At 39.2% G+C, this 17,555-nt stretch carries 13 protein-coding genes; 10 read left to right on the forward strand and 3 right to left on the reverse strand.

Annotation, left to right across the window (positions count from 1 at the left end; translation table 11 throughout):
* Positions 1-66 precede the first annotated feature (66 nt).
* Positions 67-669, reverse strand: a complete 603-nt coding sequence (gene rpsD, locus A5N88_RS00080) for a 30S ribosomal protein S4 (RefSeq protein ID WP_066261495.1) — start codon at positions 667-669, stop codon at positions 67-69.
* Positions 670-1,211: 542 nt separating this feature from the next.
* On the opposite strand from rpsD, the gene A5N88_RS00090 reads away from it, so the two are divergent.
* A complete protein-coding gene (locus A5N88_RS00090) occupies positions 1,212-3,080 on the forward strand; it encodes a sensor domain-containing diguanylate cyclase (RefSeq protein ID WP_083952956.1) in 1,869 nt (622 codons plus the stop codon).
* Between the two features lie 456 nt (positions 3,081-3,536).
* Here A5N88_RS00090 and A5N88_RS00095 read toward each other — a convergent pair whose 3' ends face one another.
* Entirely contained in the window at positions 3,537-4,016 is a 480-nt protein-coding gene (locus A5N88_RS00095; protein WP_066261505.1) for a GAF domain-containing protein, read from the reverse strand.
* A 209-nt stretch (positions 4,017-4,225) separates the two neighbouring features.
* Between A5N88_RS00095 and refZ the strand changes: the two genes are divergently transcribed.
* From refZ to rarD, 8 genes are all read left to right on the forward strand, one after another.
* Entirely contained in the window at positions 4,226-4,864 is a 639-nt protein-coding gene (gene refZ / locus A5N88_RS00100; protein WP_066261508.1) for a forespore capture DNA-binding protein RefZ, read from the forward strand.
* A 234-nt stretch (positions 4,865-5,098) separates the two neighbouring features.
* Positions 5,099-6,796, forward strand: coding sequence for a septation ring formation regulator EzrA (ezrA, locus tag A5N88_RS00105; protein ID WP_066261510.1), 1,698 nt, complete (start codon positions 5,099-5,101; stop codon positions 6,794-6,796).
* Between the two features lie 738 nt (positions 6,797-7,534).
* The gene (locus A5N88_RS00110) at positions 7,535-8,686 is read left to right on the forward strand and encodes a cysteine desulfurase family protein (protein WP_066261513.1); all 1,152 of its coding nucleotides are present in this window, start codon (positions 7,535-7,537) and stop codon (positions 8,684-8,686) included.
* Positions 8,683-9,894, forward strand: a complete 1,212-nt coding sequence (gene thiI, locus A5N88_RS00115) for a tRNA uracil 4-sulfurtransferase ThiI (RefSeq protein ID WP_066261516.1) — start codon at positions 8,683-8,685, stop codon at positions 9,892-9,894. Before A5N88_RS00110 ends, thiI begins: the two co-directional genes overlap by 4 nt.
* Before the next feature lie 367 nt (positions 9,895-10,261).
* A complete protein-coding gene (locus A5N88_RS00120; RefSeq protein ID WP_066261519.1) occupies positions 10,262-10,462 on the forward strand; it encodes an alpha/beta-type small acid-soluble spore protein in 201 nt (66 codons plus the stop codon).
* 283 nt (positions 10,463-10,745) lie between these two features.
* Complete coding sequence (gene mbcS, locus A5N88_RS00125; RefSeq protein WP_066261524.1) at positions 10,746-12,332, forward strand: acyl-CoA synthetase MbcS; 1,587 nt, start codon at positions 10,746-10,748, stop codon at positions 12,330-12,332.
* A 373-nt stretch (positions 12,333-12,705) separates the two neighbouring features.
* Positions 12,706-14,325, forward strand: coding sequence for an amidohydrolase (locus A5N88_RS00130; RefSeq protein WP_066261525.1), 1,620 nt, complete (start codon positions 12,706-12,708; stop codon positions 14,323-14,325).
* 83 nt (positions 14,326-14,408) lie between these two features.
* Entirely contained in the window at positions 14,409-15,338 is a 930-nt protein-coding gene (gene rarD / locus A5N88_RS00135) for an EamA family transporter RarD (RefSeq protein WP_066261530.1), read from the forward strand.
* 311 nt (positions 15,339-15,649) lie between these two features.
* Here the strand turns inward: rarD and A5N88_RS00140 are convergent, their stop codons facing one another.
* Entirely contained in the window at positions 15,650-16,450 is an 801-nt protein-coding gene (locus A5N88_RS00140) for an NAD kinase (RefSeq protein ID WP_066261533.1), read from the reverse strand.
* 389 nt (positions 16,451-16,839) lie between these two features.
* On the opposite strand from A5N88_RS00140, the gene A5N88_RS00145 reads away from it, so the two are divergent.
* On the forward strand, positions 16,840-17,520 hold the full coding sequence (locus tag A5N88_RS00145) for a DUF2953 domain-containing protein (RefSeq protein ID WP_066261536.1): 681 nt from the start codon (positions 16,840-16,842) through the stop codon (positions 17,518-17,520).
* Positions 17,521-17,555: the final 35 nt, after the last annotated feature.

The raw sequence follows: 17,555 nt of genomic DNA on the forward strand, positions 1-17,555 counted from the left end.
TAGCTTTAATTCAAAATAAAAACCCTGAAAGTGCATATCAGCATTTTCAGGGTTTTTATAATAAAATTAACGAGAGTAGAACTCAACGATGAATGCTTCGTTAATTTCAGCTGGAAGCTCAGAACGTTCTGGTAAACGTGTGAAAGTACCTTCAAGCTTATCAGCATCAAAAGAAACGAAATCAGGTACGAAGTTAGTAGCTTCGATAGATTCTTTGATGATGTCTAAGTTAAGGGATTTTTCACGAACACCAATTGTTTGTCCTGGTAATACGCGGTATGATGGGATATCAACGCGGCTTCCGTTAACAAGAATGTGGCCGTGGTTTACAAGCTGACGAGCTTGACGGCGAGTACGAGCTAAGCCAAGACGATAAACAAGGTTATCAAGACGTGATTCAAGAAGAATCATGAAGTTTTCACCGTGCTTACCAGCCATTTTTCCAGCTTTCACGAAAGTGTTGTGGAATTGGCGTTCGTTAACTCCATACATATGGCGAAGCTTTTGCTTTTCTTGAAGCTGAAGACCATATTCAGAAAGTTTTTTACGTTGATTTGGACCGTGCTGCCCAGGAGCATAAGGGCGTTTTTCTAATTCTTTACCAGTACCGCTTAATGAAATACCAAGACGGCGTGATAATTTCCAACTTGGACCAGTATATCGAGCCATGGATGACTCCTCCTTAGTTTTTATTTTGTTGTAAAATAAAAACAGGTGAACAAACAGCAGGTGTATTTTGTTTTCATGTACCATCGCCCTAGCAGCAGAGGGTTACTCGATACACCATTTAAAAGATTGTTACTGCATGGAAATCTTTTAAAGGAACAAAATACGCTCCGTACAGTCGCCCGCAAAGGCTGCATTATTTTACACAAGGAATATTATATGATGAGGGCTGATAGAATGTCAAGAAAATATACAGTAAACTCTTTTTTTAAAAGAGGAAATAAAGTTTTTCTTTTAAAAAAAAGGGAATAAAAGTATTGTGGAAAAATAGTTCGAAAGTACCTGTTTATACTATACATCTTTAGAACTATTGTATTATAATGGTAATAATAAAAAGATCCGAGGGTAATCCATCTAGGAATGATGCATTATTCAACAAGCTTTGTTAATGGATACCGTTTTTCAGCTGTTAGTAACCAGGGAATATAACAAAGCCATTCAAAAATAGATCCTCATGTGTTTATTACTGAACAAGGTGATTATAAATGAAAATGGATATGAATCATATTATTCTCAATTACAAATCGAAACTATTTGATTTAGTGGAAACTGCGGGAAAGAATGAAATTGCAAATTGGATATCCATAATCACAGACACGTTTCAAGCTTCTCAGGCTGCATACTATACAAGAGACATTGAAAATAAGTATCAATTCGTTCTGACATGTTCCTACTCTCTTGACGACTCCACAATTCCCGAAACGATTACAGAGGATATTCTATCGAGAATATTTAAAGGTGAAAATGTTATAAACCAAAGAGAATGGAGAAACTTTCCACAACTCTCATTATATAATATTGGTTTTCGTTTGGTTTTTAAAAACAAGGAAAAGGGATATCTTTTTCTGAATATTCCCGCTCATTCTTCCGAGGAATATGACCAGAATTTTTACCAGGAATTTATTCAGGAAAGCGTATGCTTCCTGAATATAATAGAGCAGCTGTCAGGAATTGTGGAGGAGGAAAGAAAATATAAAGAATTATTCCGAGTGACGGAAAAGTTTCATTCGTCTATGAATATCGACATGGTATTGCACGAAATTATTAATACGCTTAAACGTATGTTTCCTCAATGCCAGTATTATTTAATGCTTTCGAATGATTACCACTATAAGACAGATCTTCCTATCAAGACCCTTCACTATGATTCTGCTGATGAGAATGCCATGGAATCCTATGTGAACGGGGAAATCCGTATGATTGCAGCACGGGAAAGCAAGCATACAACGCTTTATGCCCCGCTTTTAGGAAAGCAGGGAGTCTATGGAGTCCTTCAAATTGTGAGTGCTCATTCCCTAATTTTTAATAATAATGAAATTGAGTTTATCCGGCTCCTTGCAAATACAGCAGGCGGTGCTCTTGAGAATGCAAAGCTTTATCAGCAGTCTACCCGGTTGATTGAAGATCTTCAGCTTATTAATGAAACATCAATGAAATTGAATGCAAGCTCACGTTTGGAAGATACCCTTCACTTTCTTCATGCACAAATCAGCAAATCTTTCCATGTTCAGGACATTGCCTTTGTTATGCTGCATGATAATAGCTGTTCGGTACTTGAGGGGAGCAGTTCGATCTTTTACGAACCGGAAGGAGAAATATACCTTGATTTTGTACTGAAATCACTTGAGAGGGAAAAAGATGCAATATTTATCAGTGATTTTAACAGCAAATTTGTAAATAGAAGGGTGAATTATTCCTCTCTAATGGCAGTTCCAATGATTGAACGGGACGAGATCAAGGGATTTTGTATAGCAATCCATAAAAATGCCTACAATTTCACCTTTGAAATGTTTAAATTGTTCAGATCGCTTATCCACCATTCGACTTTGGCCATTACCAATTCCATACTCCGGGAAGAGCTGGAAAAATTGGTCATTACTGATCATTTGACACAGCTGTTTGCCAAAAACTATTTAAACACACAAATGGAAGAGTCCATGAATAATGATGAAGAAGGTACTTTTATATTATTGGATATTGATAATTTTAAAGAAGTCAATGATACACACGGACACCAGGTTGGGGACCAGATTTTGGTCCAGGTTGCCAGAATTATAGAACAAAATATAAGGGCTACCGATATTGGTGCACGCTGGGGAGGGGAGGAACTGGCCATCTATCTTCCGGGAGTGCCATTGAATATTGGAGAAGAGGTTGCTGTACGCCTGCTTAAAGCAGTCTCCGAAAAAACAACTCCCCAAATCACGATTTCCTGCGGTGTTTCCTATTGGAATAAAGAAAGAAAAGATGGAATTGAAAATCTCTTTAATCGTGCCGATATTGGACTGTATAATGCTAAGAATTCAGGGAAAAACCAAGTTGTAGTGACGGATAAATGCCGACAGATCATGTAATAAACACGAATGGAAAAAGAAAAGGTATACTCCCGAAGCTTAAAGGAGTATACCTTTTCTTTTTTTAGGCGTTGTTAAAGTACTCTGTTGTTTTTAGATTTTACATGTGAAAAACAAGCAGTTATCAACATGGAAATTTAACAGGGCCTTTTTTAAAAGGATATTTTATAACCAATGCAGTCAATGTCCAGCACCAGCGTCTATAGGCTATCGGTATTCTTCGTCTTCTCCCTGCGATAAGTCAACATCTAGTTTCCTTTATCTCAGTCAGAAGACTACGGAATCCGTACGCCGATGAGCAAGGCGCTTCCGCTTTTCATTGTCCAGCACCAGCGCCTATCGGCTATCGGATTTCTTCGTCTTCTCCCTGCGATAAGTCAACATCTAGTTTCCTTTATCTCAGTCAAAGACTTCGGAATCCGTACGCCGATGAGCAAGGCGCTTCCGCTTTTCTTTTTACAAATGCTTGAGCAGCACCTGAACAAAATCATTTAACTCTTTTTCATCCTGTTCATCAAAACGGTTCAGTTCAGGACTGTCAATATCCAGAACGCCGATTACGGTATCATTCTTAATAAGCGGAATGACGATCTCCGATTGAGAAGCAGCATCACATGCAATATGTCCAGGGAATTGGTTAACGTTCTCTACTCTGATTGTTTTTCTTTCTGAAATGGCTGTACCGCAAACACCTTTTCCAAAAGGAATTCTCACACAGGCAGGAAGCCCCTGAAAAGGACCTAATACTAATTCGCTGCCTTCCACTAAATAGAAACCAACCCAATTAATGCGGTCCAAAAACTGGCCAAGTAATGCGGATGCATTACTTAAATTGGCGATCCTGTTTGGTTCGCCCTCAATTAAAGCTGCAAGTTGTTTTTTTACAAGTCCGTATTGCTGTTCTTTTGTACCGTTGTAATTAGAAGTATGGAACACAGTCATTCACCCTTTTTCTACAATATTTTTATAAAATAAATCATTCCTTGTCATATAGCAAAGAAAATGTCGATAACTTTTAAAAGGAGAAATCTTTTAAAGCACGAATTCTACACTTAGACAGGCAATGTATGAAGCAATCACATTTTATTACTTTTAGCACATTTCACCGTTTTCTTCAAGAAAAAAAGTAAAAGGGGACGTTTTTAATGGTAAGAGTTGTAAGCTCCACCAAAGCATCAATTATTGAATCTGCCATTTACTTGTTTAATACAAAAGGATATGACGGTGTCTCGATACGGGATATTGCTAATAGAGCAAATGTTAATGCTGCCAATATCTCTTATTATTTCAACGGGAAACAAGGGCTGCTTGAGGCTTGTTTTATTCAATTTTTCGAAGGGTATCTAGCCTGTATTGAGGATGAAGTTCATCTGCTTGGCCGCGAGCGTCCGGAGATGTGTTTAAAAAGAGCGATTATAAATATTTTGAACTACCAAAAAAAGCATCATCTACTCTCTCGTTTTGTGTGGAGAGAAACCTCGATTGATTCGCAGGTTGTAAGAGAAATTACTTCCTCCTATTTAATGAAGGAGCGATTCTTGTTGAAACAGCTTGTTGAAGGAGCGATGACTGATAAGCATATAAAACCTTCATACATCAGCTTTTTTATTATTCAATTGAGGAGCATGCTGACAATGCCCTTTTTAAATAGCCAGTACTTAAGGGAAGTTTGGAGCGTTTTTCCAAACGAAAAATACTTTGTTGATAAGTATTTTTTAGTGATACAGGATTGGCTTGATGAAAGCATATTGAAATTCCCCTTGATGGAAGTTATACATCTTTGACCAGCAGTTCTCCCAAAGAGGCTGCTGTTTATTTTTATCGCATAATAACAACAGCTAATTTAGTGGAAGCCCTATGCTTTAGTAGAGGGTATTACAAATAAATACAATTCTATACAAAAAATATTGATTTTAATGGTCAAAAATTGTCGGGACGTGGTATCATTAGTACATCATACTTAATTTAATTATTTACATATATACTATATTGCACATGGACGGAACAGGGGGTTAACGATGTACTATGTGATCGGCGCAATTGTCATTGTACTTTTATTGTTGATACTGGGGTACATGACTAGAAAAAAGTACTATAAAGAAATAGATAAATTGGAAACCTGGAAGATAGAAATTATGAATAGGCCTGTTATTGATGAAATGGCAAAGATCAAGCAGCTTAACATGACCGGCCAAACAGAGGACATGTTTGAGAAATGGCGAAATGAATGGGATGAGATTGTTTCTGTGGAACTTCCAAATGTAGAGGAACTGTTATTTGAAGTGGAGGAAAATACAGATAAATACCAGTTCAGTAAGGCAAAGGAAGTACAGGACAAAATTCGCAGGGAATTAACAAATGTTGAGGCCAAAATCGAAACGATTCTTTCGGAATTAAAAGAGCTTGTTGGAAGCGAAGAAAAAAATCGCGTTGAAATGGAAGACCTCAAAACTCATTATAAAAAGGTGAAAAAACATTTGTTGACCCATCGCCACCAATATGGAAAAAGTATTTCCAGTATGGAAGTGAAAGTTGACTCCCTTAACGAACAATTTCAGAAATACAATGATTTAACGGAAAATGGCAATTACCTTGAAGCCAGGGAGATTGTTATTTCTTTAAAAAGTGAAATGGAGGACGTGCTGGAGAAACAAGAAAAAATCCCAGATTTATTGGCCGAAGTAGGCACAAACTATCCTGCTCAAATCGCCGAAATTGAAGAGGGATACAAGGAGATGCAGGATCAAGGCTTCAATTTGGAACACCTGCAGATTTCCAAGGAAATAGATGAAATAAATGATGTTTTAAAGGTTTATGCAGAATACCTCGAAAAAGCCGAAATCAAGGAAATTGAAGAGGGGCTTCAGGAGTTAAAAGAAAAAATCGATCTTTTATATGATTTGCTGGAAAAAGAAGTACATGCAAAATTCTTCATTATCCAACATCATAACGAAACGAAGGATAAACTCTTTTCGCTCAGGGATATTAATGATTCTATTCGAGCAGAAACCGAGTTTGTAAAACAAAGCTATGAGCTTCTAAATGGTGAAATGAATATACCGATTAATCTTGAAAAGGTCATTGAAAAGCTCTTGAAAAGATACAGGGCACTGGAAGTGAAAATTCTGGAGGATCAATCAGCCTATTCTTCTCTGGGTGAATCCCTGAAAGAGATTCAGGAGAATTTAGAGGAAATTGAAGTACAGCAAAAGGAATTTTCCGAGCATCTTTTAAATCTTCGCAAGGATGAATTGGCTGCCAGAGAACAAATTTCTATTTTGCGAAAGAAAATAACGGATATTACTAAAATGATTTCAAAAAGCAATATTCCCGGCTTGCCAAGTACTTATCAATCCCTTTTTGAAGAAGCAGAAGAAAGGATTCAGGATGTTTTACAAAGCCTGAACGAAAAGCCGTTGAGCATGAACTCGGTGCAGGAATATTTGGATATTGCAGATGGCGCCACGGAGCAATTATTTAAAAAGACGGAAGAACTCATTGATAATGTTGCTTTGGCAGAAAAAATCATACAGTACGGGAACCGCTACAGAAGGAAGAACCAGAAAGTTGCATATGCTTTAAGAGAAGCTGAACAAATGTTCAGAAGCTATGATTATCATGGGGCACTGGAAGAAGCTGCAACTGCATTGGAGCAAGTTGAGCCTGGTGCGCTGAAAAAAATTGAAAAAATGTTTACGGGGCATCCGGGAGAATAAAAAGGCGAGAGCATGATTGAATGCTTTCGCCTTTTTACTTTCTGCAGTCTTTTCGTCTTTCCTGTAACTCAACGGAGCTGTCCAGTTTGTACGCCGCTGAACGGTCTCACTCCGCTTTTCTATTGTCTAGTTGCGAGAGACCAACGGCTATCGGATTTCTCCGTCTTTTCCCTGCGATAAGTCAACATCATCTCGTCCCTCGCTGTGTTTCCTTTATCTCAGTCAAAGACTCTGAAATCCGTACGCCGCTGAACGGTCTCACTCCGCTTTTCTATTGTCTAGCTGCGAGAGACCAACGGCTATCGGATTTCTCCGTCTTTTCCCTGCGATAAGTCAACATCACCTCGTCCCTCGCTGTGTTTCCTTTATCTCAGTCAAAGACTCTGAAATCCGTACGCCGCTGAACGGTCTCACTCCGCTTTTCTGCTTACATAGCTTCTTTTTGGCTTGGCATAATAGAAGGGATGCAGGAACGACAGGTTCATTGGGGAGTATCTTCGGTTACTCAAGTCTTTGCCAAACGCGGATCTTATGTTAAGATGTATGATTGTGGGTATTCGTGTGTTGGTGAAATTAATCTATATTAAACCCGCTTAATAAAAAAAGATGTAACTTTATGTATGGTTGATGTTGACCATGGTGATTGGAGCAGATAAGCGAACCGCTCGCCAAAAGCTGACGCAAGAACAGATTTTACGAGCAGCGCTTTATTTATAGATGAAAATGAAGGTGTTATGTATGATTTATTTTGATAATAGTGCAACTACAAAGCCCTATGATGAAGTGTTGGATGCTTTTATAAAGATTTCACGGAATTTTTTTGCGAATCCTTCTTCCCTTCATCAATTAGGCAGTCACGCGGATTCTTTAATAGGTCAGGCACGCAAACAAATTGCACAGCTTTTAAAGGTAAATATGAATGAGGTGTTTTTTACTTCTGGAGGTACAGAAGGGAACAATCTGGCTATTAAGGGAACAGCTTTGCAGTATCGCAACAGAGGGAAGCATATTATTACCACTGCTACCGAACACCCTTCCATTTATGAAACGTGCAGGCAGCTTGAAGATATGGGATACCAAGTGACATATCTTCCTGTTAATAAAGATGGGCAAATCAGCTTGGGAGATCTGGAAGCAGCAATTACAAATGAAACCATACTTGTTACGTTGATGCATGTAAACAATGAAGTGGGCACCATTCAGCCGGTTAGAGAAATTGGTGAAATGCTTAAAAATTATCCGAAAGTTTTGTTTCATGTAGACCATGTTCAGGGCATGGGTAAAATTCCTTTGGATCTCCATAAGGCAAATATAGACTTTTGTACGATTTCCGCCCATAAGTTTCATGGCTTAAAAGGGAATGGAATTCTTTATATTCGAGAAGGTGTACGGATTTCCCCTCTACTCTCCGGCGGCAATCAGGAAGGAAGGATGCGAAGCGGGACTGAAAATACAGGCGGAATCGTCACGATGGCTAAAGCATTAAGGCTTATAGAGGATAGAAGAGTCTCAGAAGTTGAATCACTTTTAGCTATTCGGAATGAGTTACTGAAACAATTAAACGGGATTCCTGCTATACAGATCCATACAAATCCTGATGTCTCTGCGCCGCATATTGTTAATTTTTCTGTAGTTGGCTTAAAAGGAGAGGTTATGGTACATGCTCTGGAGGAAGAAGGCATATACGTTTCCACGACAAGCGCCTGTTCTTCTAAGCAAAAATCCTTGAGCAGAACACTGCTGGAAATGGGAGTTTCAAAGCATGTCGCAGAGGGAGCTGTGCGAGTGAGTCTTTCGTATGGAAATACATTAAAAGAAGCGGAGCAATTTATCCGGGCACTGAAAAATGTTTTGGGAAAATATCGTGATGTTATGAGGGATGGAAAATGAAATATGATCGAATTTTAATACGTTATGGAGAACTTTCTACAAAAGGAAAGAATCGCAGCCATTTTATTTCGACTTTAAAAAGAAATATCCGGAATACTCTTAATGAGTTTGAAAATATATCCATTCAAGGCGGCCACGACAGAATGTATATTCTTTTGAACGGTGAAAATAGTGAACCTATAATAGAAAGGCTCTCTAAGGTGTTTGGAATTCAATCCTTCAGCCTCGCCGTTCGCACGAATAGAGAGATAGGAGAAATTCAGGAGGTTGGTCTTAACCTTGTCCAGCAGCTTTTTTTTGAGGGGGCTACCTTCAAGGTCTCAACACGGCGAGGGGACAAATCCTTTGAGTTGGATACCAATGAAATTAATCATGCAGTAGGCAGCCATATTTTGAAAAACATTGAAGGATTGAAAGTGGATGTCCGGAATCCCGATATTGATCTTTTAGTGGATGTAAGAAGTGAAGGAGTTTATTTGTCCAGTGAAATTATTAAGGGTGCGGGAGGCCTTCCAGTGGGTTCTTCGGGGAAAGCTATGCTTATGCTTTCAGGAGGAATTGACAGCCCTGTTGCTGGTTATATGGTGATGAAACGAGGCGTTCAGGTGGAAGCTGTTCATTTTCACAGCCCTCCTTTTACAAGTCCGCGCGCAAAGCAAAAAGTTATTGACCTTGCACGCAAGATCGCTCATTTCAGCGGTGCCGTCAAAGTTCACATTGTTCCTTTCACAAAAGTACAAGAAACCATCCATAAACAAATACCTGAAAGCTATACAATGACTGCAACGAGAAGAATGATGCTGAGAATTACAGATGAAGTCAGAAGGAAAAATAACGGATTGGCCATTATAACTGGTGAGAGCCTGGGACAGGTAGCGAGCCAGACGCTTGAGAGCATGGTTGCCATTAACGATGTTACTTCAACACCTATTATAAGGCCGCTCGTTGCCATGGATAAATTGGACATTATTGATATTGCCAAGCGGATTGATACGTTTGAAATATCGAACCTTCCTTACGAGGATTGCTGTACGATTTTTACGCCGCCTTCACCAAAAACAAAGCCAAAGCTTGAAAAAATCCAGCATTTTGAAAGCTTTCTCGATTTTACTCCGTTCCTAGAGGAAGCTGTTGCCGGAACAGAAAGCTTTTATGTTTATCCTGGGGAGGATGAGGCAGCTATAGAGGAATTTGAAGGCCTTCTCTAATTCCTTTTTAAAAAGGCTGTTAAAATTCTATGTTGATAGCTTCTCGGTTTTTAGCTTATTCGTGTGAAACAGTCGTTTCATGCACCTTTCAGCTGAGCTGAAAGGTTACAGAAAAAAAGGAATAATAGCAAACAAGTTTGCTTTCTGTTCTTTTTTCACTGTAAAATGAGCTAAAAAACAGCAAAGTCCTTTAACAATCCTAAAAAAAGACTGCGAAGTTCCTGTAATTAATTATAGTCATAGAGTAAAATAAAAGGCTCTGAATTATGGTCAAGGAGGACAGGCTGTATTGAAACATTTACCAATGATTTGATTGTATGATGACATGTGTTTCTGCACAATCTAAACTCACAAGGAGGTGAGACACATGGCAAACACAAATAACGAATTATTGGTATATGGAGCTCAACAAGCCCTTGACCAAATGAAGTATGAAATCGCTCAAGAATTTGGAGTAAGTCTTGGTGCTGATACAACTGCACGTGCTAACGGATCTGTTGGTGGTGAAATCACAAAACGCCTTGTATCTATGGCTGAACAACAACTAGGCGGCGGTTACCAACGCTAAGAAATTGAATAAATAATGGCTACAGGAAGCGGGCTTTATTGCCCGCTTCCTTTTTGCGATAAAATTTTTTAAACTCCAGCGCCTATCGGATTACTCCGTCTTCTCCCTGCGATAAGTCAACAATCTAGTTCCCTTTATCTCAGTCAAAGACTACGGAATCCGTACACCGATGAGCGAGGCGCCTGTGCTTTTCTTAATGAAATAAACTTTTGGGACTTAATATTTAAAATATTTATATGATTTCGTATAATAGAAGGAGGATAGGATGTAAGGAGGAAAAGACATGAAACGAGAAGATTTGCTGGCCCCTAAAAAATACAACATTGTACAAGAAGTTGAGAAATTCTTGGATAACCCTTCGAAAGTCGCATTAAGAATGGAGGATGAGGCTGGAAGGATCAATGAACGGACTTATTCGCAGCTAATCGAAAATGTGAATAAAATTGGTAACATTTTTTTGAGCAATGGTCTTCAAAAGGGAGATATTATTCTTGTCATGGTTCCTAGATTGCTACAGACATATGAAATTTATTTGGCCGCATTAAAAACAGGAATGATTGTTCTTCCAAGCTCTGAAATGCTAAAAGCCAAGGATATTCAATATCGGCTGGAGCATGGAAATGTGAAAGCAGTCGTCTCATTTGCTACCTATACGGAGGAGTTTAAGAAAGTAGAGAATATCGATCGTGTAAAGAGGTTTGTAATAGGAGGATCCGAAGATGGCTGGCTGCATCTGGATAACCTAATGGAGAATGCATCGACAGTGCTGTCCATTGCCGAAACCTCAGAAGACGATATGGCATTTCTTTCTTATACCTCAGGGACAACGGGTAATCCTAAGGGCGTTGTACATACGCATGGATGGGGATATGCTCATTTAAGAGCTGCCGCTCCAAACTGGCTTTGTATTGAAGAGGAGGATGTTGTTTGGGCTACTGCCGGCCCGGGCTGGCAAAAGTGGATATGGAGTCCGTTTCTCTCTGTGCTGGGCTCAGGTGCCACAGGGTTTGTTTATAATGGGAAGTTTGAAGCAAATAAATACTTGCAGCTTTTGGATAAACATCAAATAAATGTTTTATGCTGTACTCCTACGGAATATCGGCTTATGGCAAAGGCAGAAGGACTCGCGGAATATAAACTTACTAAGCTGCGAAGCGCTGTATCTGCTGGAGAACCATTGAACAGGGAAGTCATTGATATTTTTAAAAGGTATTTTGGTGTTACGGTACGTGACGGCTATGGACAAACGGAAAATACCTTGCTTGTAGGAATCACAAAGGATATGGAGCTTCGTCCAGGATCGATGGGAAAACCGATTCCTGGAAACCGGGTAGAGGTCATTAACGAGGATGGGATTCCATGTTCAGCTGGCGAAGTTGGCGATATTGCCGTTCATGTGGAAACTCCCGCTCTTTTTAAAAACTATTATAAAGATCCCGAAAGAACAGCCAAACAATTTCGCGGTGATTATTACATTACGGGAGATAAAGCAAAGAAAGATGAAGACGGTTATTTCTGGTTTGAAGGCAGGGGAGATGATATCATTATCAGTTCAGGCTATACCATCGGGCCTTTTGAGGTAGAAGATGCACTGGTTAAGCATCCATATGTGACGGAGTGTGCAGTGGTGGGAAAACCGGATTCCATAAGAGGGACCATTGTGAAAGCATTTGTTGTTTTAAGAGAAGGAATCCATCCAGAGCAGACCAACCTGATAACAGAGCTGCAAAACCATGTTAAACAGCTGACGGCACCCTATAAATATCCAAGGGAAATCGAATTTATTTCTGAGCTTCCTAAGACCACCTCTGGAAAGATACGCAGGATTGAACTGCGGCAGCAGGAGATTGGCAACGTAAAAACGCTTTAATAAAGGCTCTTTTCGTAAACTTTGTTGCTATTTGACACAAAAAAGGGGTATAAACCCAGGTTCAGTATTAAAACTTTTAATAACTTACGAAAAGATGCCACGAAGACAGACGACATACGGAATAGTCCTTTATACGTAAAGCAACAATTTACGCGAAAACAGCCTTAATACAACCATTGAATTAAGACTAAAAAGCAGTCAGTCTGTAAGAGCTGTCTGCTTTTTCATACCTTAAAAAAGAATGGATACAGGCAGAAAAAACCTCCTCTAATTCTCTTCTTCTAATTTGACTATTCGCTGTGAAAAAATGGTTGCATTTAGTCACAATAAGCAAGAAAATTTAAGTTAAATATAGGGGACAGGAGGAAAATGAGTGGGAAAGCTTTGGTTTAACGGAACAATATATACGATGGAAAAAGAAGGAGAAACAGTAGAATCTATTTTCACAAAGGATGGATTCATAATAGAAACAGGCCCTGTGGCTAGATTACGGGAAAAGTATGGCAATGGCATAGAGGAGTCCATCGATTTAAAAGGAAATGTGCTTTATCCGGGGTTTGTCGACAGCCATATGCATTTAATTGGGTACGGAGAAACGTTTATCCGTATGGACCTTTCAGAAATACATAACCGAAGGAACGTTCTTCATGCTATTGAGAAAAAAGTGAAAGAAACTCCTGCCGGTCATTGGATCATTGGAGAAGGCTGGAATGAAAATCTTTGGGACAGCCCGGAAATTCTGACACGAATTGAATTAGACGAGATTGCGCCAAATCATCCGGTTATGCTGAAGAGGGTATGCCGCCATGCTGTGAGTGTAAATTCACTGGCGTTAAATGTCGCAAGAATCCAAGAAGATACTCCAAACCCAGAAGGCGGAATAATTGACAGAGATGCGAATGGGAGAATCAACGGCTTTTTGCAGGATCATGCACAAGAACTGATTTTTGCTGTACTGCCAAAGGTATCGGAGGATTATATTGACCATGCACTAGAAGCAGGAATTGAAAATGCATGGAAACGGGGGCTTGTAGGAGGGCATACCGAAGATCTTAGTTACTATGGGGGCTTTAGCCGCACCTATAGGGCATTTAAACGGATAATCGAGAACAAGAAAAAAAGGTTTCGGGCTAATCTTCTGATCCATCATACAGTGATTGACGATTGGAAAAAGGAAGCTGGACAAATTCCAGTGAATGAACAATTTATTGAGAGCGGTGCCATGAAAATTTTTGCAGACGGTGCACTTGGCGGCCGTACAGCGCTTTTAAGCCACCCGTATGCAGATGATCCATCAACGAATGGAGTATTAATCCATTCTCTTGAAGAACTAACAAATTTAGTGGGAAAAGCCCGGAAATACGATCTGCCAGTGGCGGTCCATGCCATTGGCGATTTAGCCTTTGAATATGTATTGAGGGCTATCGAGAAATTCCCCGTTCCGGCAGGGAAACGGGACAGGTTGATTCATGCTCAAATTCTGAGAAAAGACTTGATTGAAAGAGCCAAGCACCTTTCTTTAATTTTAGACATTCAGCCGAGATTTGTTGCTTCTGATTTTCCATGGGTCATAGAGCGTATTGGAAAAGAAAAGATGAAGTATGATTATGCATGGAAGACACTTCTCGAGGAGGGCTTACATTGTGCAGGGGGCTCAGATGCACCCATAGAGCCGGCTGATCCCCTTTTAGGGATACATGCAGCAGTCACCAGAACAAATCCGAATGACCCTGATCGAAAAGTCTATGGAGAAAAGCAGAGGCTGACGGTTTATGAGGCGGTTTCTTTATTTACAAAGGGAAGTGCTTATGCGATTTGTCACGAGCATGATAGGGGCTTGATCAAACCTGGATATACGGCTGATTTTACTGTGTTGGATAAAGACTTGTTTAAAATACCGGAACATGAAATTCTATCAGTCAATGTCAGGATAACTGTTGTAAATGAAGAAAAGGTTTATGAGAAGCAACATGATGAAAAATCGTCCCAATAGACTAGGAAAATTTGGTTGAGCTTTTCTTTATTCCCATATACAATAATAATATTTCGTACATCTAAGGAATTGAGGGGAATGGAATGAAAAATGAAGAACGTTCAGGGATGGCCTTTGCAGCTTTATCCTATATTATTTGGGGAGTCCTTCCTATTTACTGGAAGTGGCTGGACGGAATCACAGCGAATGAAATACTGGCAAATCGTGTGTTATGGTCATTCGTATTTGTGTTGTTGATTTTAATGACGACGGGCAAGCTGGGGAACTTATTACAAACAGCGGGATATTTAAAGAAAAACCCAAAAATCCTTGGCTCACTCGTAATCGCTTCCCTGCTTGTAACCGGAAACTGGTTTATTTATATTTGGGCAGTCAATAGCGATCAGATAGTCGAAGCATCATTAGGCTATTATATTAATCCGCTCATAAGTATACTTCTTGGTGTATTTTTTCTCCGGGAAAAATTAACAAGGGCTCAAATTCTCTCTTTTTTAATTGCAGCAGCAGGGGTGGGAATCTTAACCTTCTCGTATGGAAAATTTCCATGGGTGGCCCTCAGTCTTGCGCTTACCTTTGGCTTGTATGGCCTGGCAAAGAAGCTAATAAAAGTGGAATCGGTGATCGGTCTTACACTGGAAACCATGACAGTTACGCCGCTGGCCATTGTCTATTTGGTTTATCTTTCTTTCCAAGGAAAGCTTTCATTGTTCCATACATCTGCAGTAAATGAGTTTTTATTAATGGGAGCAGGAGTTGTAACAGCTATTCCTCTTCTCTTATTTGCAAAAGGCGCACAAAAAATTCCTCTCTATATGCTGGGATTTCTGCAATATATTGCTCCGACCATCATGCTTATCCTTGGGGTGTTCTTTTATAACGAGCCCTTCAGCATGGTTCAAATAGGGGCGTTTATCTGTATTTGGACAGCGGTTCTGATTACCACTATCTCAAATATGAAATGGCTGCATACAAAAGCAGGAAAATGGAAAAAAGGAAAGACTTTTCAAGCATAACCCCGTATTTCTAATAATGCACTTATAATTTATAGCAGGTATCAAAAAAGCTGGCGCTTGCCAGCTTTTTTTTAAAAGATTAAGTATGGTGAACTTTTAAAAGAAAACTATTTAACCAGTGCAATGACTGTCTAGCTCGAGCGCCTATTTTATAAGACTCTTTTCGTAAACTATGTTGCTAATTGACACAAAAAAATGCATTGAAAATCAAGATTTAGTATTAGAAGATGGGAATCGCTTACGAAAAGATGCCACGAAGACAGACAACATACGGAATGACGCCTTGTACGAAAGCAATGCGAAAATAGTTTTTATAAAAAGGTTCTTTTTACTTTTTCCCAAAAAGAGTTATCTTTCAGTTTAACCGTTTTGATTACTTTATCACTCAATTGAATTTCTGCCTTTTCAACGTGCCGGATACTCAAAGCCTCATTATCCATTCCCATGGTAGGATAATCGTTTCCGTTTGCCACTACCCTTAAGGTAAGCTTTCGGCTGCCACTTAGTATAAAAGAGGAGCCCAGTGTTCGATAACGATGATTATTCAGAGAGGCAATCTCACTGACTTCAAGACACGGCAGCAGAGGATCGACGATGGCGCCGTTTACCGATTTATTATAGGCAGTGCTCCCTGTTGGAGTGGAAATCAGCATTCCATCTCCCCGAAAGGTTTCAAAATGGAGATCATCAATAAATACATCCATAACAAAGGTTTTTATAATACCGGAACGGATACTAAATTCATTCAAGCAGTAAAAAGACCCTTCATTATCAATATTCACAAGAATCGTTGGGTATTTCCTCACTTCAATCTTCGCCTGGGTCATAGCTTCAATCATGGCTGAGAGATCGTCGATATTAAAATCACAATACATTCCCAGTTCCCGTTTTGTAGAAATTCCTACATACAAACTGTCTTGTTTAAAGCCCGTCTTCCTTACTGCCTGCAAAAAGGTACCATCCCCTCCAACACTAATAATGATATTAGCCTGTTGAAAATGGTCTACGATTGTAAATCCATAACGTTCTGCAAGCTCATGCAATGAGGCTATTTGATTAATCGTTTCCGTACTTTGATTATGAAAAAAATATATATTGCTGCGGTCAGTCATGCAGATAAGCTCCTTCCCTTTTAAATGCATAAATTCTTGCTTCGCAATCATTTAGAGTTTTTTATTTAGTGTACCATTTTGTAAAACTCATTGAAAATCAATCCTATTCAACAAGTTTTTTTATAAGATGATGACTTCTCTCTGTGTAATGAATGGTTGATTTAAAAGGCCGTGTTAAGGGATACTGTTGCTTTTTAGCTCATTCGTGTGAAACGGCCGTTTCTTTCTTTACTGTAAAATGAGCTAAAAAACGAGCAGTTATCAAGATTGAAATGTGACACAGCCATCTAAAAAAACAATGTCTTCATCTTTTCTTTTCTTGCTTAAAAGATAAGGGTTTATTTTTTAGCTCATCTGACGATAATGATAAGCTGAAAGGATGTGTTGAGATGCTGGTTGCCGGTATTATCCTTGCTGCCATTATCCTTTTTTTTATTATAATCTCTTTTTCCTCCATCCTCATTGTGATTGATTTTTCACATAGGAAGGATGACGACCATTTTAAAGTTCAATTGCGCTTTTGGAAATTTATTCGATATAACATTAATGTGCCAACGATTAAAGTGGAAGAAGATCAGCCGAATATTGAATATAAGAAACAAACTAGCAGTGGAAATAAGGAGCATACAAAGGTTACACCAAAAGATATTCATCAAAGAATCAGTGATTTACAAGAGCTTTTAGAACATGTTGCAGGGATGAATAAAATATTTAAGAAATTTTTAAAGACTATCCGAATAAAAAAATTTGAATGGCACACGTTAGTTGGGCTGGGCGATGCAGCTTCCACAGGGGTTTTAACAGGAGCTGTTTGGACAATGAAAGGCGGGATACTAGCGTTTTTGAGCCATTATATGAAAATGAAAGCAAAGCCCAATTGTTCAGTTGTGCCTTCTTTTCAAATTCCCGTCTCTCAAACCTTTTTAACATGTATTTTTAAAATACGAATCGGGAATGCTATACTGACAGGTTTTAAGGTATTGAAATATTGGCGGGGGGGAAAAGGCTCCTTTAAAACCGAGCCCTTGTCAATGGTATCGGATGATGATTCTAAACCTTCTGCCGGTTAAACCTTTCTATAAAGTGCAAGAATGGCTGAGAGGTA

Source organism: Heyndrickxia acidicola, assembly GCF_001636425.1.
Taxonomy (GTDB): Bacteria; Bacillota; Bacilli; order Bacillales; family Bacillaceae_C; genus Bacillus_AE; species Bacillus_AE acidicola.